The following is a 23,581-nucleotide window of genomic DNA, read 5'->3' as shown; positions in this document are numbered from 1 at the left end:
GGTTGCGCATCAGGTGTTGTCCGGGCCTGGTCAACACGCTTCAATGCGGGGTGACTTGGACCGGGAACCACGGCGTACGGATGTGAACATCCTCCGCACGCCGACCAGGTGCCCCCCTCCGAACTGCGCGAACGGCCCGACCGGCCGTTGTGGACATTCACAGAAAGGCCCCCTGCATGCGGCACGGCACACAGCACGCGGACGTCGCCACGGCGGAGCTGGAGACGGCCCTGCGGGGCGGTCCCTTCCATGTCGCCCTGCGCGCCGCGATCGCCGCCCGTGGACTGCCGCTGCAGCGCGTACAGCACCATCTGACGCGGTACGGGGTCAAGGTCGGTGTGACGAGCCTCAGTTACTGGCAGCAGGGCGCCCGGCGCCCACAGCGCCCCGAGTCTCTGCGGGCCGTACGCGCCCTGGAGGAGATCCTCCAGCTACCGGAGGAGTCGCTGATACGGCTGCTCGCCGAGGCCGACGAGCACCCCGAAACGGAACGCCCCGCGGCCCGTTCGTACCGCTCCCTGGTCGAGGCCTCGGGCGCCCTGGAGAAGCTGCTGGCCGAACTGAACTCACCGCCCGACGGCGGACTGCACACCATCGGCCACCACGAACGCGTGCGCATCGGCTCCCGGCGCGAGCTGCTCGGGCGCGACTCGCACCACATCGTGCGCGCCGACAAGGACGGCATCGACCGCTATGTGGCCATCCACCACGGTGACCCGGGGTGCGCTCCGGACCGCATGACGGTGCACGCCCTGGAGAACTGCCGTACGGGACGCGTCCGTTGGCACGACGGCACCGGAGTACTCGTGGCCGAGTTGCTCTTCGACACGCGGCTGCGCACGGGCGACACGTTCCTGTTCCGCTATGACATCGAGGACGGCACGGCCGGCGCGTCCAGCGAGTACGTTCGCGGGTTCAGCCTCTCGGGCGGGCAGTACGCCCTCCAGGTGCGGTTCGCCGAGGACGCGCTGCCCGTACGCTGCCACCGGTTCACCCAGCACTCGGCGGCGGCACCCCGGATCGGCCGCCAGGAACTGGCCGTGAGCGGCCATCACCGGTCCGTGCACATGGTCGAGCCGCGGGTGCGGTCGGGGATCGTGGGGATCGGGTGGGACTGGGAATGACAGGGAGCGACGGGGACGAGCTCCACTGCCGACGGGAGACGTAAACGCTTGCGTAAGCGTTTACGTCTCGCTCGGAATCGGGTACCTTCCGACCCGGGACAACGCCTGGCGGGCAGAGAGGGGGCGCAACCATGGCGACCATGGTCGACGTCGCCCGGAGTGCGGGCGTATCCGTCGCGACGGTCTCGCATGTACTCAACGACACGCGCCCGGTGCGGCCGGCCACACGCCAGGCCGTGCTCGACGCCATCGACGAACTCGGCTACACGCCCAACACGCTGGCCAGATCCCTGGTCACCTCGCGCACGCGGTCCATCGGGCTCGCGGTGTCGGCAATCAGCAACCCGTACTTCACGGAGATCCTGCAAGGGGTCGAGGCCGGTGCGCTGGAGCGCGGCTACAGCCTCCTCATCGCCGACCCGCACGACGAGCCCGAGCACGAGCGCAAGATCGTCCAGCTGCTCCACGAGCGACGCGTCGACGGGATGATCGTGGCGCCCTCCGCGACCCCGCACGACCTCATCGGCTACCTCGCGAGACATGACGTACCGACCGTCATCCTGGACCGACTGGTCGACGGCGGTCTCGCGCCCGGCTTCACGTTCGACCAGGTCTGCGCGGAGAACATCGAGCCCGTCAAACGCCTGGTCACCCACCTCGCCGAGCTCGGTCACAAGCGGATCGGCCTGGTCGCCGGCCTGCCGGGGCTCAGCACCACGAGCGAGCGGATCTCCGGATACCGGCACGGTCTGGCGTACGCGGGACTCGCGTACGACGAACGTCTCGTGGTCCCCGGCAACTCCGAGGCGGCGGCCGCCGAGCGTGCGACCGACGCCCTGCTGTCCCTCCCGGCACCGCCGACGGCGCTGGTCACCGCCAACAACGCGATGACCATCGGAGCGCTCAGGGCCATGCGGGAGAGAGGCCTGTCCGTGCCCGGCGACCTGGCCCTGTGCTGCTTCGACGACTTCTCCTGGGCGGACCTCTTCTCGCCCCGGCTGACGGCGATCTCCCAGCCCAGCAAGGACATCGGAACCCAGGCCGTACGGCTGCTGCTGGACCGCCTGGACCACCCCGGCCGTACGGCCCGTACGGTCCGGCTGCCCTCCGACTTCGTTCACCGCACCTCGTGCGGCTGCCCCGAGAAAGGATCCGACTCGTGATCGTCGTCGCCGGTGAGGCCCTGATCGACCTGGTGCCCCGTGAGGCCGGCGCGCTCGCGGGGCTCGACCCGCGCCGCGGCGGAGGCCCGTACAACACGGCGGTGGCGCTGGGCCGGCTCGGTTCTCCCGCGGCCTTCTGCTCCCGGATCTCGTCCGACGCCTTCGGCGAGGCCCTGCTCGGCGGGCTGCGCGAGGCGGGCGTCGACGTGGCGTCCGTGCAGCGCGGCACCGAGCCGACGACCCTCGCCGTCGCGTCGATCGGCACGGACGGTTCGGCCGCCTACTCCTTCTATGTCGAGGGCACGGCGGACCGGCTGTTCTCGGCTCCGGACCAACTCCCGGACGGGACGAGGGCGGTGTCCTTCGGCACCTGTTCGCTCGTTCTGGAGCCGGGTGCGAGCGCGTACGAGGAGCTGATGCGGATCGCGTCCGCGCGGGGCGTGTTCACCGCGCTCGACCCGAACATCCGCGCAGGGCTGATCCCGGACGCGGACGCCTACCGGGCCCGGTTCAAGAGCTGGCTGCCGTCGGTGTCACTGCTCAAGCTGTCCGAGGAGGACGCGTCCTGGCTGGGCGGCACTCCGCGCGAGTGGCTGGCCTCGGGGCCCGAGGCCGTCGTCGTCACCCGCGGCGGCGACGGACTGGCCGTCTTCACCCGCGACGGCGCGGAGTACGCGGTACCGGGCGAACCGGTCGACGTGGTGGACACGATCGGCGCGGGCGACACGGTGAACGCGGCGCTGCTGCACGGTCTCGCCGCCCGCGACGCGCTGTCCGGGCCCGCGCTGGCGGGCCTGGGCGCCGAGGGCTGGACCGAGTTGCTGCGGTTCGCCGCGCGGGCCGCGGCGATCACCTGCTCACGGGCGGGCGCCGAGCCGCCGTACGCCCATGAGCTGGGCGCCTTCTAGAGGGCGCGCGAGCTGGACCGGGGAAGCTGTCCAGTTCGGGTGGGCCCTGCGGGCCGTCAGCCGTTGACGGCTCGAAGTGCGCCGGGCTGGCGGCCGTTGAGGCGGTCCAGTGCGGTGGCCGTGGTGTCGTCGGCGGGCAGGTACACCACCATGCGCTGGCCGTCGTCGGGCAGGGCGAGTGTCTCGTAGGCGAGCCGCAGGGAGCCGGCTTCGGGGTGGGTGATGAGGTCGGCCCCGGCGCGCCGGGGCATCACGGGTACGGCCGCGAGCCGGTCGGCGAACAGAGCTCCGGCGGTGATGGTCAACTCGTCGGTCAGCGTGGTCACATAGGGGTCGTTGGGCGGGGCTTCGTGCCTGAGGACGGCGATCTGCTCGTCGGCCACGCGATCCCAGTCCGCGTAGGCGGTGCGAGCCCGCTGGTCGGTGAACAGGTACCGGAGGACATTGGGGTGCGTGCCGTCGAGCAGCCCCAAGGGGGCCGCGATCCGCTGATACCCGGTCGTGTACACGAGGATCTCGCCGAGCCAGTTCAACAGCACGGCGGGAGCGGGCTCCAGCCGGTCGAACAGGGCGCGCGTAGTGGGACGGACCGCGCGGCTCGGGGTCATGCCAGCGGTGCACAACACCGCGTCGGTGCCCGCTCCCTTCGTCAGGCGGCGCAGCAGGATCCGGTCGGGCACGGCCAGCCGCAGCGCGTCCGCCAGTGCGCCGAGGACCTGGGGCGACGGATTGCGGTCGCGGCCCTGTTCGAGGCGGGTGAGGTACTCGACGCTCACCCCGGCCAGCGTGGCCAGCTCGGCGCGGCGCAACCCCGGCGTGCGACGGCGGGACCCGGTGGGCAGCCCCACCTCGGCGGGAGTGACCGCCTCACGGCGGGTACGCAGGAAGGTGCCCAACTCGTTGTCGCTCACCCTCTGAACGTACCAACGCGTGAGCGCCGGATGGTGGCCCTGTCACTACCATCCTCCGCCCGGTCTCCCTCCCGTCCGGCGTCTCTCTGACAGTGGGACTCATGACAAACGACAACTCCCCGACCGCTGTGACCGCTTCTGCTCTGCCGCTTCTCTCAGGCGACTGGGAGCTCGACCCCCTCCATTCCGCCGTGAACTTCACGATCCGCCACCTCGGCATCGCCAAGGTGCGGGGCCGCTTCAGGGGGTTGAAGGCCGAGCTGTACGTGGGTGAGTCGGCCGAGGACACCAAGGTGAGCGCCGAGATCGACCTGGCCTCCATCGACACCGGCAACCCCGATCGTGACGCGCACACCTGCTCTCCCGATCTGCTCGACGTGGCGAGCCGCCCGACGATGACCTATCGGTCCACTCGCGTATCCGGGAAGGACGAGGAGTGGTCCATGGAGGGCGAGTTGACCATCGGCGGGGTGACCCGAGCGGTGGCGCTCGACGTGGAGTTCGGCGGCGTGGTGGACTCCGTCCTCGACAACCGCAGGCACGCGGGCTTCGAGGCGACCGGCGAGATCCGGCGCAGCGACTACGGTCTGGACTTCGGCGGCGGGATGCTCGGTGACGTGGTCAAGATTCACTTGGACATGCAGTTCGTCGAGCCGCGGGGGCAGAAGTAGAGGCAGAGCGCCAGAAGTAGAGGCAGAGCGGCTGACTGTGCAACGCGCCGCGTTCCACGGGGAGTTCCCGTGGAACGCGGCGCGTTCGTGCGTGCCGTGATGTGCGATGTACGACGTGGCGCGAACCCGCCTCAGACCTTCCTGGCGCGTGTCGTCTTCTTCGCCGGGGTCGCCTTCTTCGTGACCGCGGCCGCCTTCTTGGTGGCCGTGTTGTTGGTGGTTCTGGCCGTCGTGGTCTTGGCCGTCGTGGTCTTGGCCGTCGCTGTCTTCTTCGCCGTCGACGTGGCGGCCACGGCCACCGTCTTCTTGGCCGCCGTCTTGCGCGGAGCCTTCACCTGCGTGCCGTCGCTGATCCGCTCGGCGCCCAGGACCTCACGCAGGAACTTGCCGGTGTGGCTGGCCGGGACCCCGGCGACCTGCTCGGGCGTGCCCTCGGCGATGACGAGGCCACCGCCGGCGCCGCCTTCGGGACCCATGTCGACGACCCAGTCGGCGGTCTTGATGACATCGAGGTTGTGCTCGATGACGATGACCGTGTTGCCCTTGTCGACCAGGCCGGAGAGTACGGTGAGCAGCTTGCTGATGTCCTCGAAGTGCAGGCCGGTGGTCGGCTCGTCGAGGACGTATACCGTGCGTCCGGTGGAGCGCCGCTGCAACTCGCTGGCGAGCTTCACGCGCTGGGCCTCACCGCCGGACAGGGTGGTCGCGGACTGGCCGAGTCGGACATAGCCGAGGCCGACGTCGCTCAGGGTCCTGAGGTAGCGGGAGATCGCGGGGACGGCCTCGAAGAAGTGGCGGGCCTCCTCGATCGGCATGTCCAGCACCTCGGCGATGGACTTGCCCTTGTAGTGGACCTCCAAGGTCTCCCGGTTGTAGCGCGCTCCGTGGCAGACCTCGCACGGGACGTACACGTCCGGGAGGAAGTTCATCTCGATCTTGATCGTGCCGTCGCCGGAGCAGTTCTCGCAGCGGCCGCCCTTGACGTTGAAGGAGAACCGGCCGGGCAGGTAGCCGCGGACCTTCGCCTCGGTCGTCTCGGCGAACAGCTTGCGGACGTGGTCGAAGACGCCGGTGTACGTCGCCGGGTTCGACCGGGGTGTGCGGCCGATGGGCGACTGGTCGACGTGCACGACCTTGTCGACGAGGTCGTCGCCGTCCACACGCGTGTGGCGGCCGGGAACGCTCCTGGCGCCGTTCAGTTCGCGGGCGAGGTGCGTGTAAAGGATGTCGTTGACCAGCGTCGACTTGCCGGAGCCCGACACGCCCGTGACGGCCGTGAGGACGCCCAGCGGGAACGACACGTCGATGTCCTGCAGGTTGTTCTCGCGCGCGCCGTGCACAGTCAGCTGCCGGGACGGGTCGCACGGGCGCCGGATGTCGGGCAGCGGGATGGCCTTCTTGCCGGACAGGTACTGCCCGGTCTGCGACTCCTCGTTGGCGAGCAGTTCCTTCAGTGAGCCGCTGTGCACGACCCTGCCGCCGTGCTCGCCCGCGCCGGGACCGATGTCTACGATCCAGTCGGCGACCTTGATGGTGTCCTCGTCGTGCTCGACGACGATGAGTGTGTTGCCCATGTCGCGCAGCCGGACCAGGGTCTCGATGAGGCGGTGGTTGTCGCGCTGGTGCAGGCCGATGGAGGGCTCGTCGAGCACGTAGAGGACGCCTACGAGGCCGGAGCCGATCTGGGTCGCAAGGCGGATGCGCTGGGCCTCGCCGCCGGAGAGGGTACCCGCCGCGCGGTTCAGCGACAGGTAGTCGAGGCCGACGTCGACGAGGAACCGCAGTCGCTCGTTGACCTCCTTCAGGACGCGCTCAGCGATCTTCTTGTCGCGCGCGTCGAGCTTCAGCTCACCCAGGAAGTCCGCGCAGTCGCTGATGGACATGCCGGAGACCGCGGCGATCGACTTCCCCATGACCGTGACCGCGAGGACGACCGGCTTGAGGCGGGTTCCCTCACAGGTGGGGCAGGGCACCTCGCGCATGTAGCCCTCGAAGCGCTCGCGGCTCGCGTCGCTCTCGGCCTCGCTGTGCCGCCGCTTCACGAAGGGGACGGCCCCTTCGAAGGGCGTGGTGTACACGCGCTCCCGGCCGTACCGGTTCCGGTAGCGGACCTCGATCTGCGTCTTGTGCCCGTACATCAGGGCCTTCTTGGCGCGCTGCGGGAGGCCCGCGAAGGGGATGTCGGTCCGGAATCCCAGCGCGTCCGCGAGGGCTCCGATGAGGCGCCCGAAGTAGTCCTTGGTGTGCCCGTGCGACCAGGGGTGGATGGCGCCCTCGTCGAGGGACTTGTCCTCGTCCGGGACGATCAGTTCGGGGTCGACCTCCATCCGCGTGCCAATGCCTGTGCACTCGGGGCAGGCGCCGAAGGGCGAGTTGAAGGAGAAGGAGCGCGGCTCCAGCTCTTCGAAGGAGAGGTCGTCGTACGAGCAGTACAGGTGCTCCGAGTACATGCGCTCGCGCTCGGGGTCGTCGGCGGGGAGGTCGACGAAGTCGAGCACGACCATGCCTCCGGAGAGGCCGAGGGCGGTCTCCACGGAGTCGGTCAGGCGGCGCTTGGCACCCTCCTTGACCGTGAGGCGGTCGACGACCACCTCGATGGTGTGCTTCTCCTGCTTCTTCAGCGTGGGCGGCTCGGTGAGCTGGATCGTCTCGCCGTCGACCCGGGCACGGCTGTACCCCTTGGTCTGGAGCTCGGCGAAGAGGTCGACGAACTCACCCTTGCGCTCGCGCACCAGCGGCGACAGCACCTGGAAGCGGCTTCCCTCGGGCAGCTCCAGGACCTTGTCGACAATGGCATGCGGCGACTGGCGCGTGATCGGGCGGCCGCACTCGGGGCAGTGCGGCTTGCCGATGCGCGCGAAGAGCAGACGGAGGTAGTCGTAGACCTCGGTGATGGTGCCGACCGTCGAGCGCGGGTTGCGCGAGGTCGACTTCTGGTCGATGGAGACGGCCGGCGACAGGCCCTCGATGAAGTCGACGTCCGGCTTGTCCATCTGCCCGAGGAACTGGCGGGCGTACGAGGAGAGCGACTCCACGTACCTCCGCTGACCCTCGGCGAAGATCGTGTCGAACGCAAGCGAGGACTTGCCCGACCCGGACAGCCCGGTGAAGACGATGAGCGAGTCGCGCGGGAGGTCGAGCGAGACATTCTTCAGGTTGTGCTCGCGCGCGCCACGGACGATGAGACGGTCGGCCACGCCGGTCCGCACCTTTCTTGAGAGAAGTGACAGGGGCGGGACCCCCGTCATTCACAGACTAGGGCGAGCCACTGACAGCGCCGGTCTGGTTTCCCTGGTTGGTAACAATCCCGGACCTCCAAGAATGCCTGACGCCACACCCGACCCTATAGCACGCACATTCGATTAGCGGGCCTGGTCCACCACCTTCACCCAAACGGGTGGCGGGACTATCGTCGGGCCCATGAACGATCATGTGCGCGACCTGGCGTCTGTACGTGACGCGACCGAACGGCTGCTCACCGCAGTCGCCAAATTGGACAACGCCTCGCTGGCCGAGCCGTCGCGACTGCCCGGCTGGAGCCGCGGCCACGTCCTGGCCCATCTCGCCCGCAACGCGGACGCACTCGTGAACGTCCTCGAAGGACGGCCGATGTACATCTCCGGGGACGCCCGGGACGCCGAGATCGAGCGGGACGCCCCACGGCCTCTCGACGTGCAGCTCGCCGACGTCCGCGAGAGCGCGGCCCGCTTCCAGGAGAAGGGAACCGCGCCCGCGGACTGGTCCCGCACGGTGGAACTGCGCAACGGAGTCACCGACTCGGCGTCCGGGGTGCCGTTCCGGCGGTGGATCGAGGTCGAGCTGCATCACGTGGATCTGGGGATCGGGTACGAGCTGGAGGACCTCTCGGAGGAGTTCACTCAGCGCGAGATCAACTTCCTTACCGAGCGATTCCGGGGCCACCCCGATGTACCGGCCCTGCTGATCAAGCAGGACGACGGCCGCATGATCCCCACCGGAGCCGTCGAGTCCCTCTCGAAGGAGCAGGTCGAGAGCGGCTACCAGCCGCCTCTTCCCGAGATCACGGTCAGCGGCCGCCGGGCGGACCTCCTCGGCTGGCTCTGCGGCCGTCGCGACGGTTCGGCCCTGCGTGTCGACGGCAGCCTGCTCCCCGTACTGCCCCCGCTATAGGCTGACGCCATGACGTACAGCGGAGCGGTGAAGGTCGGCGGGCCTGCGGATGTGCACGAGCTACAGGACCTGATGATCTCCAAGGTCGCCGTCGGCCCCATGGACAACAACACCTATTTGCTGCGCTGCCGGGCCACGGACGAGCAGCTGCTGATCGACGCGGCCAACGACGCCGGGACGCTGCTCACGCTGATCGGCGACGACGGCATCGCCTCCGTGGTCACCACGCATCAGCACGGCGACCACTGGCAGGCGCTCGCGGAGGTCGTGGCGGCCACGGGCGCGCGTACGTACGCGGGACGGGACGACGTCGACGGCATCCCGGTACCGACGGACGTGCCGGTCCAGGACGGCGACACGATCCGGGTGGGCCGCGTGGAGCTGACCGTGCGCCATCTGGTGGGGCACACACCAGGCTCCATCGCGCTCGTCTACGACGACCCGCACGGTCACCCTCATGTGTTCACAGGTGACTGCCTCTTCCCGGGTGGTGTGGGCAACACACGTAAGGATCCGAAAGCGTTCGCCAGCCTCATCCACGACGTCGAGACGAAGATCTTCGCTGTGCTTCCGGACGAGACCTGGGTCTACCCGGGGCACGGCAACGACACGACGCTGGGCTCGGAGCGACCGCACCTGCCGGAGTGGCACGCGCGGGGCTGGTGAACCGCCCCAAGAAGAAGGCACGTTGGCGAACTCCCTGACACCGCGAGCGTGTTGGTGAGTCGCCCGACGCCGGAAGTGAAGTCGGCGGCCGCACGCGTCGTCGCGCGCCCCGTGTGAAACGAGCGCACGCGCCGGTGGCACGCGCGCGCTCCCGGCGCATGGGGGGCACGCGGTCCACTGGAGGCAGTCCCGCACAGGATGATGGCTCCTGAGCGGACGGGTCGCCGGCCTTCGATCCCCGCCCTCGGCCGGCGGCCCTGCCCTGGCAGCGGTGGCCGACGTCCGGCGGCCACCGCCCCGGCACTCCCGGTTGCCTCGGCCGTCCCGTCCGGTCGGCCCACCGGACATACGGTGCGTCGTCGGCGCCACACCAGTTCACAGCATTGCAACACCCGTTCCCACTATGCGGACAGTTGCCCCTGTGACCTCGACAGACAGGCCCACGCACTGTCACTCTCCCGCCATGCATCTTGCCCTCAGCACCCTGCGTGGTGCCGCGTCCGCCGCCACCGTCGCTCTGCTCGCCGTCGCCGTCGGCTGCGCCCCGCAGCCTGAGGAGAAGGCCGCCGACAAGCCCTCCGCCGCGTCGTGTGCCAAGGGCAAACTGGCCACCGAGGTCTCCGGGAAGCTGACGATCGCGACGGACGAGCCCGCGTACGAGCCGTGGTTCAAGGACGACAAGCCGGCCAACGGCAAGGGCTTCGAGTCGGCCGTCGCGTACGCCGTGGCGAAGCAACTCGGCTACACCGAAGGCGACGTCGTCTGGCAGACCGTCCCCTTCAACAAGGCCTTCGCGCCCGGCGAGAAGACCTTCGACTTCGACATCAACCAGGTGTCGATCAGCGACGAGCGCAAGAGGGCCGTCGACTTCTCCTCCGGCTACTACGACGTACGCCAGGCCGTCATCGCGCTGAAGGACTCCAAGGCCGCGAAGGCGAAGAGCATCGCCGACCTCAAGGGCGTGAAGCTGGGCGCCCAGGTGGGCACCACCAGCCTCAACTACATCAACGACGTGGTGAAGCCGACCCAGGACCCGGCCGCGTACGCGAAGAACGACCAGGCCAAGTCCGCGCTGAAGAACGGCCAGGTGGACGCCATCGTGGTCGACCTGCCGACCGCGTTCTACATCACGGCTGCCGAGGTGACGGACGCGAGGATTGTCGGGCAGTTCGAGAACACTGGCGGCAAGCCCGAGCAGTTCGGGCTCGTCCTGGACAAGGGCAGCGCACTCACGTCGTGCGTGACGGACGCCGTGGACGCCCTGCGCGAGGACGGCACGCTGGCCTCCATCGAGAAGCAGTGGCTGTCCGACGCCGTCGACGCACCGGTACTCAAGTGACCGTCGTGAAGGAGGAGTCGGGGGAGGACTCCGGCGAAGGCTCCGGCGAGGGAGGCATGCGCGAGGCGTACGTCCCGTCGCGGCGGCGGATCGAGCGGGAGCGCTACAAGCGCACCCGTGCCCGCCGGGCGACGGCGATCGCCGCGCTGTCCACCCTCGTGACCGGCGTCGTCCTCTACCTCGTCGTCGTCAACGCGCCCGGCTGGCCGCGCACCAAGGAAACGTTCTTCAACGCGGAGTACGCGCGCGAGGCGTTCCCCAAGGTCCTCGAAGGGCTGTGGCTGAACGTCCGGTTACTGCTGGTGTGCGGCGCCGCGGTCCTCGTCCTCGGCATGCTGATCGCCGTCGCCCGTACGCTGCGCGGCCCGGTGTTCTTCCCCGTGCGGGCACTGGCCGCCGCGTACACCGACTTCTTCCGCGGCCTTCCGTTGATCATCAACCTGATGATCGTGGTCCTGGGCGTGCCGGCACTGCGGCTGCAGGGCATCACCGTCGATCCGGTGCTGCTCGGCGGTACGGCACTCACGCTGACGTATTCGGCTTACGTCGCCGAGGTGTTCCGCGCCGGTATCGAGTCCGTCCACCCCTCACAGCGCGCCGCGGCCCGCTCGCTGGGGCTGAACAACCGTCAGTCGCTGCGCTACGTCGTACTGCCCCAGGCCGTACGCCGCCAGGTGCCGCCACTCCTCAACGACCTGGTGTCCCTTCAGAAGGACACCGGGCTCGTCTCGATCGGCGGCGCGGTCGACGCCGTGCGCGCCGCGGACATCATCGTGGGCCGCAGCCTCAACTACACGCCGTACATCGTCGCGGGACTCATCTTCGTCGCGCTGACCATCCCGATGACTCGCTTCACGGACTGGGTCACGGCCCGGATGGACCGCCGACAGGCGCAGGGAGGGAGCATATGAGCGAGACACCCACGACTTCCGACGTACCGGTGCTGCGTATGGAGGCCGTCCGCAAGACCTTCGGCGGCTCGGTCGTCCTGCGGGACGTCGACTTGGAGGTCGCCCCGCACACGGTTACGGCGCTGATCGGGGCCTCCGGCTCCGGCAAGTCGACGCTGCTGCGCTGTGCGAACCTCCTGGAGGAGATCGACGACGGCGCGATCTGGCTGGACGACGAGGAGATCACCGACCCTCGGGCCGACCAGGACTCCGTACGCCGCCGGATCGGAGTCGTCTTCCAGGCGTACAACCTCTTTCCGCACATGACCGTCCTGGAGAACATCACGCTCGCCCCGCGCCGCGTGCACGGCGTGAGCCGCGGGGAAGCGGAGACGTATGCCCGTGAGCTGCTCGACCGGCTCGGGCTCGGCGCCAAGGCGCGCGAGTACCCGGACCGGCTGAGCGGTGGCCAGCAGCAACGGGCCGCGATCGTCCGTGCCCTGGCCGTACGCCCCCGGCTGCTGCTCCTCGACGAGATCACCGCCGCCCTCGACCCGGAGCTCGTGGGCGAAGTCCTGGCCGTCGTCCGGGACTTGAAGGGCGACGGAATGACCATGGTGCTGGCCACGCACGAGATGGGCTTCGCCCGCGATGTCGCGGACCAGGTGTGCTTCCTGGACGGCGGAGTCGTGCTGGAGCGCGGCACGGCCGAGGAGGTCTTCGGCGACCCGCGGGAGGAGCGCACGCGGCGCTTTCTGCGGCGGATCGTGGAGGCGGGACGGCTGTAGCCGACCGCGGGTTCATGGCTCGGGGCAGGCCCACGGTTGGGGACAGGGGGGCACTGCGCCGGGAAAATCTGGGCTCGGAAATCCTGGAATGAGTTCATGAGTCGATGGTGGCACCCGCCACTGACAATCGGTCGCGAGCCCGAGCCGTGCGCCGGCCGCCGGACCCCCTCCCGGCGTCCCGGGCCGGCCCATCGGCCCGCGCTGGTCAGGCCTTCCCCTGCCCCGTCCCCGCCAGCGCCGCGACCCGTTCCACCCCGAACACGTACCCCTGCACACCACAGCCCGCGATCACGCCGTCGGCACGGAGCGAGACGTACGAGTGGTGCCGGAACTCCTCGCGCTTGTGGATGTTGGAGATGTGGACTTCCAACACGGGCAGGCCGTCACAGGTGTTGAGCGCGTCCAGGATCGCGACGGAGGTGTGCGAGTAGGCGCCCGGGTTGATCACGATCCCGGAGTGGTTGAGGCGTGCCTCGTGGATCCAGTCGACGAGTTCGCCCTCGTGGTTGGACTGGCGGAAGTCCACCGTGCCGCCGTGCGCGGCCGCCGCCTTGGCACACATCGCCTCGACGTCGGCGAGGGTGTCGGAACCGTAGATCTCCGGCTGCCGCTGGCCCAGGAGGTTCAGGTTGGGGCCGTTGAGAATCATGATCGGGGCGTTGGCGAGAGTTCGGGGCACCGTTCCTCCGGTCCGGTCGGCTGGGTCGGCCCGTTCGGGACCGCTGTTCAGACCCGGTTTATCACGGTGCGTGGACGCGGCGAGGGCTCCTGTCCTCCTGGCATGACGACGCCCGCCTACCCTCCCAAGCCGGCGCCCGGCGACCGGATAGCGGTGATCTCGCCGTCCACCGCGCTGCCGGGCCTCCTTCCGCTCCCGTACGAGCTGGGGCTGGAGCGGCTGCGCAAGGAGTACGGGCTCGAACCGGTCGAGTATTCGACGACCCGGAAGGTGGGCTCGACGCCTCAGGAACGGGCCGCCGACATCCATGCGGCGTTCGCGGACCCGAGCGTCAGGGCGGTCATCGCGGCCATCGGCGGCGACGACCAGATCACCGTGCTGCCGCTGCTGGACAGGGAGTTGATCCGCGCGAATCCGAAGCCGTTCTTCGGCTACAGCGACAACACGAACCTGCTCGCGTATCTGCACAGCGCCGGAATCGTCGGCTACCACGGCGCGACCGTTATGAGCGAGCTGGGCCGCCCCGGCGCGATGCACCCGCTGACCGCCGAGTCCATGCGGGCGGCGCTCTTCACCTCGGGCGAGTACGAACTGCGGCCCGCCGAGCGGTGGCGCGACGTCGACCGCGACTGGGCGGACCCGGCGACGTTCGAGTCGGAACCGGAGACGCGGCCCGGCAACGGGTGGACCTGGTTCAACCCGGACCGGGTGGTGGAGGGGCGCAGTTGGGGCGGCTGTCTGGAGATCGTCGCCTGGCTCCTGATGGCCGACCGTGAGATACCGCGCGACCTCTCCGTCCACGACGGAGTGCTCTTCCTGGAGACCTCCGAGGAACTGCCGAGCGGTGAGGAAGTCTTCCGCATCCTGCGGAACATGGGCGAGCGCGGACTGCTCCAGCGCTTCTCCGCGCTCCTGATGGGCCGCGCCAAGACCTGGTCGTTCGAGCACCCCAACAGCCCGGAGAAGGGCGCCCGTTATGCCGCGGAGCAGCGTGCGGCCGTGCTGCGCGCCATGCGGGCCTACGCCCCTGACACCACGATCGTCTTCGACGTGGATCTCGGGCACACCGATCCGCAAATCGTCATTCCCTATGGAGGTGCCATTCGGGTGGACGGCTCTGCCCGGCGCATCACGGTGACGTATTGAAGCCGACCGGGCTCCCGCGCGCCCCCGTAACTCTTGGTGACCGTGGGTAGTTGAGGCGGCATGCATCGTGCACGCACCGTAAAGCCTCCTTCCATGCCGCGACTCGCGGCCGCCTCGCTCGCCGGGACAGCCATCGAGTTCTACGACTTCTTCGTCTACGGGACCGCCGCCGCACTGGTCCTCGGACCCTTGTTCTTCCCGACGTTCTCGCCGGTCGCGGGGACGCTGGCGGCTTTCGCGACCTTCGGCGTGGGCTTCGTGGCACGGCCGCTGGGCTCGGTCCTGTTCGGCCATATCGGTGACCGGCACGGACGGCGGCCCGTTCTCGTCGCCTCCTTGTTGCTGACCGGTGCGGCGACCGTAGCGGTCGGCTGCGTACCGACGTACGACACCATCGGTACGGCCGCTCCCGTGCTGCTCTTGGTGCTGCGTTTTCTGCAGGGACTCGGGCTCGGCGGTGAGTGGGGCGGGGCGGTGCTGCTGACCGCGGAACACGCGCCGGCCGAGCGGCGCGGGCTGTGGTCGAGCTTCCCGCAGATCGGTCCCGCTGTGGGGTTCGTCCTCGCCAACGGTGTGATGCTGATGCTGTCGGCGACACTCTCCGACGCGCAGTTCGCCGCCTGGGGCTGGCGGGTGCCGTTCTGGGCGGCGGGTGTGCTGGCGGCGGCGGGGCTGTGGCTGCGCTCCTCCCTCGCGGAGAGCCCGCAGTTCCTCGAACTGCGGGAGCACGCGCGCGTGCCGCTCGCGGAAGTGGTGCACGACCACTGGCGGCTCGTTCTGCTGACGGCCGGAGCGCTCGCGGTCGGATACGCGGTGTTCTACGCGGTGACGACCTGGTCCCTCGCCTACGCGACGGAGCGGCTCGGGGTGAGCCGTACCGTCATGCTGGCCTGCATCATGGCGGCCGTCCTGGTGAAAGGCGCTCTGACCCCGCTGGCGGCCCACCTCGGCGACCGCTACGGGCGGCGACCGCTGTGCCTGGCGGGCTGTGCGGGCTCCGCGCTGTGGATGTTCCCGATGATCGCGCTGCTGTCGACCGGCGAACCGCTGCTGATGTTCCTCGGCTTCCTGGTGGCGCTGATCGCGTTCGTCACGATGTTCGCCGTGATCGCCGCGTATCTGCCGGAGCTGTACGAGCCACGGGTGCGCTGCACGGGTGCCGCGGTGGGGTACAACCTGGGCGGGGTACTCGGCGGCGCGCTCACCCCGATCGTGGCGACGGCGGTCGCCGAACAGAGCGGGCGGGTCCCCTGGGGCGTGGCCGCCTATTTGACGGGCGTCGCGCTGCTCAGCCTGGGCTGCTTCGCACTGCTGCCCGAGACCCGGCCCGTACGGGTTGCGGCGCCGGAACCCGCTACAGGGTGACGTGCGGCATGGGCGCACGTATGCGTTTGCGTAAACGCTTACGCGCGCCCTGCGGTGGGTGCGGAGTGCTGTCGCCCGCGGATCACCGCCTGCTCCTCAAATGCACTGGCGGCGGCGACCGGGCCGAGTTATGCCCGTTGCGGCGCCGCGACGCTACTTGAGTTCGGTCATCTCGCGTACATCACAGTCGGTGAACGACGGCGGCCTGGTACACATCGCGGCCAGCTGCTCCGCCATCCTGGTCGTCTCGGGGTCGTTGCTGTTGCGCATGGCGTCCTCGTACGACTCGAACTCCAACACGACCAGCAAGCGGTTGGGTGTGTTCCGGTCCTGCAGGACAAGGCGGTGTGTGGGGCCGCCGCTGTTGCCCGCGGCGCGCTTCTCGCGCTCCCGGACCAACTCCCGCATCTCGTCCATGCGCTCGGTCTCGAAGTCGATGATCTGCACGAACTTCATGGGTGCCTCCACCCGGCCAGGCGCCCCCGGGCCGGGGAACGCTCAGCACACAAGCAAGCACCGGGAGCGGTGGTCGGCAACTCGCCGAACGTCGCTCCCGGTGCTGGTTGTTCCTACGTCCGACGCGGTCAGACGTCGATGCTGTCCTTCTGAGTCCCTTCGGCCTGCTGAGATCCTTCGGCCTTCCGGGCCTCTTCGGCCGTCTGCTTCTTGGAGGCCATCAGGCTGGTGATCGTCGTGACGACAAGCACCGCGCAGATCACTCCGAGGGAGACCGGGATGGAGATCTCCGGGACGTGGACACCGGACTCATGCAGCGCGTGCAGCACCAGCTTGACGCCGATGAAGCCGAGGATCACCGACAGGCCGTAGCTGAGGTGGACCAGCTTCCTGAGGAGTCCGCCGATCAGGAAGTACAGCTGCCGCAGACCCATCAGCGCGAACGCGTTGGCCGTGAAGACGATGTACGGGTCCTGCGTCAGACCGAAGATCGCGGGGATCGAGTCGAGTGCGAAGAGCACGTCTGTGGTGCCGATCGCGAGCATGACGACCAGCATCGGCGTCATGACGCGCTTGCCGTTCTGCTGGATCCACAGCTTGGTGCCGTGGTAGCGGTCGGCGACACCGAAGCGGCGCTCGGCGGCCTTGAGCAGCCGGTTCTCGTCCCAGTCCTCGTCCTCCTCGTCGGCCCGGGCCTCCTGGATCAGCTTCCAGGCGGTGTAGATGAGGAACGCGCCGAAGATGTAGAAGACCCACGCGAAGCTCGCGAGGATGGCGGCGCCCGCTGCGATGAAGATCGCGCGCAGGACGAGGGCTATCAGCACACCGATGAGCAGCACCCGCTGCTGGTACTGCGTGGGCACCGCGAACTTCGCCATGATCAGGACGAAGACGAAGAGGTTGTCGACGCTCAGCGATTTCTCGGTGATGAAGCCCGCGAAGAACTCGCCGGAGGGCTGTCCTCCGCCGAATATGAGCAGTCCGAGTCCGAACAGTCCGGCCAGGACGATCCAGACGACCGTCCAGATTCCGGCTTCCTTGATCGATACGTCGTGCGGCTTACGGCCGATGAAGAAGTCGACGGCGATGAGGGCGGCAAGGCCCACGATGGTCAGGACCCACAGGGTCAGGGAAACATTCACTGCGCCTCCGGCAGTACGTAACGGCAGATTTCAGCGTCGTCGCTACCGGAGGTCTCTTCCACCCTGGGCGTCTGGGGCGCGTGATGCGTCCAGTGCGCTTCGGGCCGACGCCCCGGGATCTGGCCGGATCCGTATTGACGGGTACGCCGCAGCAGGTAGGGAGTACTCCCCTCCGTACGGAGGACAGTACCCAATCACCAAGGAAAGGTAAAGAGATTGGTAAAAGAAAGGCCAAATGCCCTGGTCAGGCGACTTGGCGAATCCTTGGGAGAGTGCGCGGGAGCCCTCAGCGGTTCCAGGAGCGCCGGGCTGCCGCGACCTGGGTGAGGACGTGCTGGAGCACCTGGCTGCCGGGCGGTACGCGCGAGGGGTCGTATGTCCACGCGTGCCCCACCCACGGGTCGGCGAGGTGGTCATCGGGCACCGGGGTGAGCCTGAGCAGCGAGCGCCACAGCGGGTCGAGCAGCGGTCCGTAGGCGGCGGCGTCCTCCCGGTCGGCAACCAGCATGAGGTGGACTCCCACGGCCGGGCCCTCGTCCGCGAGATAGCGCAGCTGGGTCACGGCACGGTCGTCGAAGCCGTGCGGGAAGTCATTGACGATCAGCAGCTGCTCTGCCGTGTCGAGGTCGGCCGGCAGCGAGTCGGCCACGCCGCCGCGGATCGCCATCTGCACCAGGTCGACACGCTGGGTGAGCCGGGCAAGCATGTCGTTCACCCCTGCGGCGCCGACGGCGGGCGGGCCGCCGAGCACGCCGGTACTCGCGAGCGGCGCGAGCGACGAGGCCCCTGAACCGGCCGGGTCGATCACCTGCACCGTGTACTCGCCCGCCGGGTAGACGGCGAGCAGCCGGGCGGCGTGCGCCACCGCCGAATCCATGGCGAGGCGGCGCAGCTCGTCGGAGTCGGCGAGCGAGTCGTCGAGGGATCCGGCGCGGCCGCTGTCGATCCACAGACCACGCTCCAGCGGCAGCCGCACCAGCATCGGAATGCTCAGGCCGTCGCTCTCGGGCAGCTGGAGATCCCCCAGACGCAGGGCCATGGGAATCTCCATCGGCACCCGGTAGCCGTGCCAGACCGGGTTGTCCCAGCGTGCGAACGCGGGCGGCAGCGCGGGCTCGACGACCTCGGCCTCGGCGGTGAGCTGGGCGAGGTCGCGGTCGAGCGCCTCCCTGGCCCGGTCGACCAGCTGGGCGTGCTTGGCGCGGGCCGCCTCGCGTGCGGCGTCGCCCTGTCCGCCGATGCGGCTGCGCGGGTCGGACAGGGCCCTGTCGAGCTCCTGCTCCATGCGCGACTCGGCGAAGTCGACGGCGCTGCGGTACGCGGCCGTGGCGCGGGCCAGGTCCTCGAACATGCCCCACACCTGGTTGTAGAGCCGCTCCTCCATGGACCAGCCGGTCGCGTCGCCCGCCACGGGCTGCGCGGGCTGTCCCGGCTGGGCCGGGGGCGCGGTCGGCGGGGGCGACGGAGGCGCGGCCGCCTGTCGGCCCGGGTGGCTGTAGTTGACGGAATCGCCGGCTCCGGCCACGGCGGGCTGCGTGACGGCGGACGGGTCCGCCTGCGCGGGCCCCCCGGGATGGCCAACCTGCGGCGCCGCGTGCTCAGGAGCGCCGGACGCTGTGGCTCCCGCCTGTCCGCTCGGATGTCCGTGGTGCGGCGGTGGTACGTGGCCGGAGACGCCCTGGGACGTGGGCCCGGACCCGCCCTGGTCCTGGCCGAGCGCGGGTGCCGCGGCCTGTCGCGAGCGGTCGCCGTCGGCCGTACGCGGCGGAGGTGCGGCCACCGCACGCGCCAGGCCCTTGGCGACCGCCTCGTTGATGCTGCCCGCGAGCTGGTGGGCCTGGGGCAGGCCCTGGTCGGCGAGGAGTTCGGCGAGGCCGCCCGCGTACCCCTGACCGACGGCCCGCACCTTCCAGGCGCCCTGCCTGCGGTAGAGCTCGAGTGCGACGACGGCCGACTCGGCGTCGAGGCCCGTGATCGTGTAGCTGGCGACCTCGGAGCCGTCGAGTCCGGTCACGGCGACGAAGGGCGCGGCGACGGCGCCGAACCGGACCGGCCCACCGGCCCCTGACGGCAGCGCGAGGAGCACACTGACCCGGTGCACGGACTCTGGCAGCGCGTCCAGGTCGCAGGCGAGGCGGTGGTCCGCCGCCGCCTGCTTGGAGACCTCGAGACCGGGCAGAGTGGGTGAGCCCGGGTGGGCCACCCACTCGACACCGTGCACCGTGCCGTGTTCGTCGCTGAGCGTGGCCCCGGCCACGATCGGCTTGCCTGCCGACACACGGATCTCAAGTCGGGCCTGGGCGAGAGGGTGGTTCTGCCCCCGGACCAGCTCAGCCGTCATCGCCTTCGTTCCCCCTATGTACTCATGCGCCTGTATTCGTGCTCCCCGCGCCAGGCTGCCTACAGGTGCGGCAGGATCGTCGGCATCAGGTCCTGGAAGGTGCGGCCGTTGGCCGGCGTACCGATGGCGGTCATCTGCCAGCCTGTGCCCGCGCGGTGGACCTTCGCCATGATCTGCGCCGTGTACTGGCCGCCGCCGGCCAGGGTGTAGCGGGCCAGCTCCTGGCCGTTGGTCTCGTCGACCAGGCGGCAGAACGCGTCCTGCACCTCCTGGAACGTCTGGCCCGTGAAGGAGTTCACGGTGAAGACGATCTGGTCGATGTGGACCGGAATGCGCGCGAGGTCGACGAGGATCGCCTCGTCGTCGCCGCCCTGGCCCACACCGCCGACGAGGTTGTCACCGGTATGCCGCACGGAGCCGTCGTCACTGACGAGGTGACGGAAGAACACCACGTCGACCGGCTGCTTGTCCGCGAACAGCACGGCGGAGGCATCGAGGTCGATCTCCCGGGTGCGAGAGCCGAACAGGCCACGTCGCGGAGCCGCCTGCCAGCCGAGCCCCATGCGCACCGCGGTCAGCGTGCCTCCGTCATTCTTCTGCAGATTGATGGCCTGACCCTTGGTCATGTTGACCGTCACGCGCTGTTCCCCTCTCGAACCGTCCCCTGTTGCCGCAGAATCCTGCGGTTGACCAGCAACCCTACGCAGGGCCACTGACAGCGCCGAACCCTGGTGCACACTTTGTGTCGGTCTTGCAACACAGCGCGCCACCCGCGAGTCAGGCGATGCCTGCCTCCTTCATCTGCCGCAGCTCCTTCTTCATCTCCGAGACCTCGTCACGCAGACGGGCGGCGATCTCGAACTGCAGGTCCGCGGCGGCCGCCCGCATCCGCTCCGTCATCTCCTGGATCTGCCCGGCGAGTTCCGCCGCGGGGCGGTCGGTCGGCACGGTCTCCTTGGCCTTGCCCTTGGCGGACTTGGCTCCCTTCGCTGCCTTCGAGCCGAGCGCGGGCACCGGGGCCTTGGCGCCCTTGCCGTCCTTCGACTGACGGTAGCCCGAGCCGAGCAGCTGTTCCGTGTCGACGTCCTCGCGGGCGATCTGCGAGACGATGTCATTGATCTTCTTGCGGAGGGGCTGCGGGTCGAGGCCCCTCTCCTTGTTGTACGCGACCTGCTTCTCCCGGCGGCGGTTGGTCTCCTCGATGGCCTTCTCCATCGCCGGGGTGATCTTGTCGGCGTACATGTGGACCTGACCGGAGACGTTGCGCGCCGCGCGGCCGATGGTCTGGATCAGGGACGTACCAGAGCGCAGGAAACCTTCCTTGTCGGCGTCGAGGATCGACACCAGGGAGACCTCGGGCAGGTCGAGGCCTTCCCTCAGGAGGTTGATGCCGACGAGGACGTCGAACTCGCCGGCGCGCAGCTCGCGCAGCAGCTCGACACGGCGCAGGGTGTCGACGTCGCTGTGCAGGTAGCGGACCTGGATGCCCAGTTCGAGGAAGTAGTCGGTGAGGTCCTCGGCCATCTTCTTGGTGAGCGTGGTGACCAGGACGCGCTCGTCCTTCTCCGTGCGCTTGCGGATCTCGTGAACCAGGTCGTCGATCTGCCCTTCGGTGGGCTTGACGACGACCTCGGGGTCGATGAGGCCAGTAGGGCGGATGATCTGCTCGACGAAGCCGTCCCCGCGCGAGAGCTCGTACTTGCCCGGCGTCGCCGACAGATAGACGGCTTGGCCGATGCGCTCCTGGAACTCCTCCCACTTCAAGGGGCGGTTGTCCAGGGCGGAGGGCAGCCGGAAGCCATGGTCTACGAGGGTGCGCTTTCGGGAGGCGTCCCCCTCGTACATGGCGCCGATCTGCGGCACCGTGACGTGAGACTCGTCAATGACGAGCAGGAAGTCCTCTGGGAAGTAGTCGATGAGGGTGTGGGGCGCGGTACCGGGCTCGCGGCCGTCGAAGTGCATCGAGTAGTTCTCCACGCCGGAGCAGGAGCCGATCTGGCGGAGCATCTCGAGGTCGTAGGTCGTGCGCATCCGCAGCCGCTGGGCCTCCAGGAGCTTACCCTGCTTCTCAAGCTCCGCAAGGCGCTCCCCCAGCTCCTTCTCGATGTCGTTGACGGCTCGCTCCATGCGCTCGGGGCCCGCCACGTAGTGGGACGCCGGGAACACGTAGAGGTGCTCGTCGTCGCTGATGACCTCACCGGTGAGCGGGTGCAGCGTGGAGAGGGCCTCGATCTCGTCGCCGAACATCTCGATACGAACGGCCAGTTCCTCGTAGACCGGGAAGATCTCGATCGTGTCGCCGCGGACCCGGAAGGTGCCCCGCGCGAAGGCCACGTCGTTGCGCGTGTACTGGATATCGACGAATCGGCGCAGCAGGTCGTCCCGGTCGATCTCGTCGCCGACCTTGAGGGCGACCATGCGGTCCACGTACTCCTGAGGCGTACCCAGGCCGTAGATGCAGGAGACCGAGGCGACCACGATGACGTCGCGGCGCGTGAGCAGCGAGTTGGTGGCGGAGTGGCGCAGTCGCTCCACCTCCTCGTTGATCGAGGAGTCCTTTTCGATGTAGGTGTCCGACTGGGGGACGTAGGCCTCGGGCTGGTAGTAGTCGTAGTACGAGACGAAGTACTCGACCGCGTTGTTCGGCAGCAGCTCGCGGAACTCGTTGGCCAGCTGGGCGGCCAGTGTCTTGTTCGGCGCCATCACCAGGGTGGGGCGCTGGAGCTTCTCGATCATCCACGCGGTGGTCGCGGACTTGCCGGTGCCGGTCGCGCCGAGGAGGACTACGTCCTTCTCACCTGCGCGGATACGCCGCTCAAGCTCGGCGATGGCAGCGGGCTGGTCGCCGCTGGGCTGGTAGGGGCTGACGACCTCGAAAGGCGCCACCGTGCGTTCGATCTTGGATACGGGCCGCATGGAATCCACCGTACGACCCCGCACTGACAATGGCGTCGGGTCACCAGTTCTGCGGAGTGCGAGAACCGGGGTGCTTGGAGCGCTGGCGCAGGCCGGCCGCGGGCCGGCGGCCGGTGTGGCGGACCATGTGGGCCGGGATGCCCGGCTTCTGCTCGGCAGCGTTCCAGCCGGGCTTGCCCATGACCATCAGCGGGTCGAACGTCACCACGACACCAGCGAGGAGCAGGAAGGCGAGAGGGCCGACCATCAGGGGCGCCAGCAGGGCAGCGGGCGACTCCCCGGCGGGATCGCTGGCCGCGCCGTGCAGATGGACGCTGAGGGCGGCCATGCCCGTGTAGTGCATGCCGCTGACGGCGAGGCCCATGACCAGGCTCGCGCCCACGCTCCACAGGAAGCCCCGGACTTGTCCCGCCGCCCATAGGGCCGCGATCGCGGCGACGACTGCTATGACGACCGAGGCGGCGACTGTGAAGGTGTTGTACTCGAGGTTCCCGTTGAGTCGCATACCGGCCATGCCCAGGTAGTGCATGGAGGCGATGCCGAGGCCTGTGATGGTGCCGCCGGTGAAAAGGGCCGTTCCGGAGGCTCCCTTGTAGCCGACGATGAAGATCCCGATGCCGACCATGACGATCGCGACGCCCAGGCTCGCGAACGTCGTCGGCTTGTCGTAGTGGATCGGTGTCTCGTCGACGGAAAATCCCATCATCGCGATGAAGTGCATGGTCCATATGCCGGAGCCGATCGCCGCCGAGCCGAGCGCGAGCCAGCCTGACCGCCAGGAGCGGGTGACAAGCATCGATCTCGTGGTGCAGCGCAGGCCCAGCGCTCCGCCGAGGCAAGCCATCAGGTACGCCACCAGCGGCGTGACCAGTCCGTAGCTGAAACCGTCGACCGTGCCCTGCATGCGCGGTTGCCCTTCCGCCCTGT

20 protein-coding genes are annotated in these 23,581 nt (G+C 69.1%); 11 read left to right on the top strand and 9 right to left on the bottom strand.

What is annotated here, in order from left to right; genetic code table 11:
* Window positions 1–176 precede the first annotated feature (176 nt).
* The 3 genes from ACTWQR_RS01310 to ACTWQR_RS01300 all read left to right on the top strand — a co-directional run bounded on the left by ACTWQR_RS01310 (window position 177) and on the right by ACTWQR_RS01300 (window position 3,195).
* The gene (locus tag ACTWQR_RS01310; protein WP_443224955.1) at window positions 177–1,124 is read left to right on the top strand and encodes a hypothetical protein; all 948 of its coding nucleotides are present in this window, start codon (window positions 177–179) and stop codon (window positions 1,122–1,124) included.
* 131 nt (window positions 1,125–1,255) lie between these two features.
* The gene (locus ACTWQR_RS01305; RefSeq protein ID WP_443224954.1) at window positions 1,256–2,287 is read left to right on the top strand and encodes a LacI family DNA-binding transcriptional regulator; all 1,032 of its coding nucleotides are present in this window, start codon (window positions 1,256–1,258) and stop codon (window positions 2,285–2,287) included.
* Complete coding sequence (locus ACTWQR_RS01300; protein WP_443224953.1) at window positions 2,284–3,195, top strand: carbohydrate kinase family protein; 912 nt, start codon at window positions 2,284–2,286, stop codon at window positions 3,193–3,195. Before ACTWQR_RS01305 ends, ACTWQR_RS01300 begins: the two co-directional genes overlap by 4 nt.
* 56 nt (window positions 3,196–3,251) lie before the next feature.
* Here the strand turns inward: ACTWQR_RS01300 and ACTWQR_RS01295 are convergent, their stop codons facing one another.
* Window positions 3,252–4,106 (bottom strand): helix-turn-helix domain-containing protein, encoded by an 855-nt coding sequence (locus ACTWQR_RS01295; RefSeq protein ID WP_443224952.1) that lies wholly within the window; start codon window positions 4,104–4,106, stop codon window positions 3,252–3,254.
* A 101-nt stretch (window positions 4,107–4,207) separates the two neighbouring features.
* On the opposite strand from ACTWQR_RS01295, the gene ACTWQR_RS01290 reads away from it, so the two are divergent.
* A complete protein-coding gene (locus tag ACTWQR_RS01290; protein ID WP_443224951.1) occupies window positions 4,208–4,777 on the top strand; it encodes a YceI family protein in 570 nt (189 codons plus the stop codon).
* Window positions 4,778–4,908: 131 nt separating this feature from the next.
* Here ACTWQR_RS01290 and uvrA read toward each other — a convergent pair whose 3' ends face one another.
* Window positions 4,909–7,974, bottom strand: coding sequence for an excinuclease ABC subunit UvrA (uvrA, locus tag ACTWQR_RS01285; RefSeq protein ID WP_443224950.1), 3,066 nt, complete (start codon window positions 7,972–7,974; stop codon window positions 4,909–4,911).
* Between the two features lie 223 nt (window positions 7,975–8,197).
* Between uvrA and ACTWQR_RS01280 the strand changes: the two genes are divergently transcribed.
* From ACTWQR_RS01280 to ACTWQR_RS01260, 5 genes are all read left to right on the top strand, one after another.
* Window positions 8,198–8,926, top strand: a complete 729-nt coding sequence (locus ACTWQR_RS01280) for a maleylpyruvate isomerase family mycothiol-dependent enzyme (RefSeq protein WP_443224949.1) — start codon at window positions 8,198–8,200, stop codon at window positions 8,924–8,926.
* Window positions 8,927–8,935: 9 nt separating this feature from the next.
* Window positions 8,936–9,592: an MBL fold metallo-hydrolase gene (locus ACTWQR_RS01275; protein WP_443224948.1), complete on the top strand. Its 657-nt coding sequence runs from the start codon at window positions 8,936–8,938 to the stop codon at window positions 9,590–9,592.
* Between the two features lie 463 nt (window positions 9,593–10,055).
* Window positions 10,056–10,931, top strand: coding sequence for an ABC transporter substrate-binding protein (locus ACTWQR_RS01270; RefSeq protein ID WP_443224947.1), 876 nt, complete (start codon window positions 10,056–10,058; stop codon window positions 10,929–10,931).
* On the top strand, window positions 10,928–11,842 hold the full coding sequence (locus ACTWQR_RS01265; protein ID WP_443224946.1) for an amino acid ABC transporter permease: 915 nt from the start codon (window positions 10,928–10,930) through the stop codon (window positions 11,840–11,842). Before ACTWQR_RS01270 ends, ACTWQR_RS01265 begins: the two co-directional genes overlap by 4 nt.
* Window positions 11,839–12,609, top strand: coding sequence for an amino acid ABC transporter ATP-binding protein (locus ACTWQR_RS01260; RefSeq protein ID WP_443224945.1), 771 nt, complete (start codon window positions 11,839–11,841; stop codon window positions 12,607–12,609). Before ACTWQR_RS01265 ends, ACTWQR_RS01260 begins: the two co-directional genes overlap by 4 nt.
* 205 nt (window positions 12,610–12,814) lie before the next feature.
* Here ACTWQR_RS01260 and aroQ read toward each other — a convergent pair whose 3' ends face one another.
* Window positions 12,815–13,288, bottom strand: a complete 474-nt coding sequence (gene aroQ, locus ACTWQR_RS01255) for a type II 3-dehydroquinate dehydratase (RefSeq protein WP_443224944.1) — start codon at window positions 13,286–13,288, stop codon at window positions 12,815–12,817.
* A 102-nt stretch (window positions 13,289–13,390) separates the two neighbouring features.
* On the opposite strand from aroQ, the gene ACTWQR_RS01250 reads away from it, so the two are divergent.
* Window positions 13,391–14,434 (top strand): S66 family peptidase, encoded by a 1,044-nt coding sequence (locus tag ACTWQR_RS01250; RefSeq protein ID WP_443224943.1) that lies wholly within the window; start codon window positions 13,391–13,393, stop codon window positions 14,432–14,434.
* Between the two features lie 93 nt (window positions 14,435–14,527).
* On the top strand, window positions 14,528–15,799 hold the full coding sequence (locus ACTWQR_RS01245; protein ID WP_443224942.1) for an MFS transporter: 1,272 nt from the start codon (window positions 14,528–14,530) through the stop codon (window positions 15,797–15,799).
* A gap of 153 nt (window positions 15,800–15,952) precedes the next feature.
* Here the strand turns inward: ACTWQR_RS01245 and ACTWQR_RS01240 are convergent, their stop codons facing one another.
* The 6 genes from ACTWQR_RS01240 to ACTWQR_RS01215 all read right to left on the bottom strand — a co-directional run bounded on the left by ACTWQR_RS01240 (window position 15,953) and on the right by ACTWQR_RS01215 (window position 23,558).
* Entirely contained in the window at window positions 15,953–16,255 is a 303-nt protein-coding gene (locus ACTWQR_RS01240; protein ID WP_443224941.1) for a hypothetical protein, read from the bottom strand.
* Window positions 16,256–16,383: 128 nt separating this feature from the next.
* The gene (locus tag ACTWQR_RS01235; RefSeq protein WP_443224940.1) at window positions 16,384–17,397 is read right to left on the bottom strand and encodes a TerC/Alx family metal homeostasis membrane protein; all 1,014 of its coding nucleotides are present in this window, start codon (window positions 17,395–17,397) and stop codon (window positions 16,384–16,386) included.
* A 286-nt stretch (window positions 17,398–17,683) separates the two neighbouring features.
* Window positions 17,684–19,738 carry a TerD family protein gene (locus tag ACTWQR_RS01230; protein WP_443224939.1) on the bottom strand — a complete coding sequence of 685 codons (2,055 nt, stop codon included), beginning with the start codon at window positions 19,736–19,738 and terminating at the stop codon, window positions 17,684–17,686.
* A 59-nt stretch (window positions 19,739–19,797) separates the two neighbouring features.
* Window positions 19,798–20,376 (bottom strand): TerD family protein, encoded by a 579-nt coding sequence (locus tag ACTWQR_RS01225; RefSeq protein WP_443224938.1) that lies wholly within the window; start codon window positions 20,374–20,376, stop codon window positions 19,798–19,800.
* A gap of 139 nt (window positions 20,377–20,515) precedes the next feature.
* The gene (gene uvrB, locus ACTWQR_RS01220) at window positions 20,516–22,654 is read right to left on the bottom strand and encodes an excinuclease ABC subunit UvrB (RefSeq protein ID WP_443224937.1); all 2,139 of its coding nucleotides are present in this window, start codon (window positions 22,652–22,654) and stop codon (window positions 20,516–20,518) included.
* A 40-nt stretch (window positions 22,655–22,694) separates the two neighbouring features.
* Window positions 22,695–23,558: an MHYT domain-containing protein gene (locus ACTWQR_RS01215; protein WP_443224936.1), complete on the bottom strand. Its 864-nt coding sequence runs from the start codon at window positions 23,556–23,558 to the stop codon at window positions 22,695–22,697.
* Window positions 23,559–23,581: the final 23 nt, after the last annotated feature.

The organism is Streptomyces sp. 2A115 (genome assembly GCF_052245575.1).
In the GTDB taxonomy this organism is placed as follows: domain Bacteria; phylum Actinomycetota; class Actinomycetes; order Streptomycetales; family Streptomycetaceae; genus Streptomyces.
The sequence above is the reverse complement of the archived record's forward strand: the minus strand, read 5'-3'. Positions and strand labels throughout refer to the sequence as shown.

Bases quoted from the DNA above. Each gene is read 5' to 3' on its own strand.
- ACTWQR_RS01250 (WP_443224943.1), top strand. From the start codon at position 13,391: ATGACGACGCCCGCCTACCCTCCCAAGCCGGCGCCCGGCGACCGGATA.
- ACTWQR_RS01230 (WP_443224939.1), bottom strand. From the start codon at position 19,738: ATGACGGCTGAGCTGGTCCGGGGGCAGAACCACCCTCTCGCCCAGGCC.
- ACTWQR_RS01270 (WP_443224947.1), top strand. From the start codon at position 10,056: ATGCATCTTGCCCTCAGCACCCTGCGTGGTGCCGCGTCCGCCGCCACC.
- ACTWQR_RS01245 (WP_443224942.1), top strand. From the start codon at position 14,528: ATGCCGCGACTCGCGGCCGCCTCGCTCGCCGGGACAGCCATCGAGTTC.
- ACTWQR_RS01240 (WP_443224941.1), bottom strand. From the start codon at position 16,255: ATGAAGTTCGTGCAGATCATCGACTTCGAGACCGAGCGCATGGACGAG.
- ACTWQR_RS01260 (WP_443224945.1), top strand. From the start codon at position 11,839: ATGAGCGAGACACCCACGACTTCCGACGTACCGGTGCTGCGTATGGAG.
- ACTWQR_RS01275 (WP_443224948.1), top strand. From the start codon at position 8,936: ATGACGTACAGCGGAGCGGTGAAGGTCGGCGGGCCTGCGGATGTGCAC.
- ACTWQR_RS01215 (WP_443224936.1), bottom strand. From the start codon at position 23,558: ATGCAGGGCACGGTCGACGGTTTCAGCTACGGACTGGTCACGCCGCTG.
- uvrB (WP_443224937.1), bottom strand. From the start codon at position 22,654: ATGCGGCCCGTATCCAAGATCGAACGCACGGTGGCGCCTTTCGAGGTC.
- ACTWQR_RS01305 (WP_443224954.1), top strand. From the start codon at position 1,256: ATGGCGACCATGGTCGACGTCGCCCGGAGTGCGGGCGTATCCGTCGCG.
- ACTWQR_RS01290 (WP_443224951.1), top strand. From the start codon at position 4,208: ATGACAAACGACAACTCCCCGACCGCTGTGACCGCTTCTGCTCTGCCG.
- ACTWQR_RS01280 (WP_443224949.1), top strand. From the start codon at position 8,198: ATGAACGATCATGTGCGCGACCTGGCGTCTGTACGTGACGCGACCGAA.
- ACTWQR_RS01310 (WP_443224955.1), top strand. From the start codon at position 177: ATGCGGCACGGCACACAGCACGCGGACGTCGCCACGGCGGAGCTGGAG.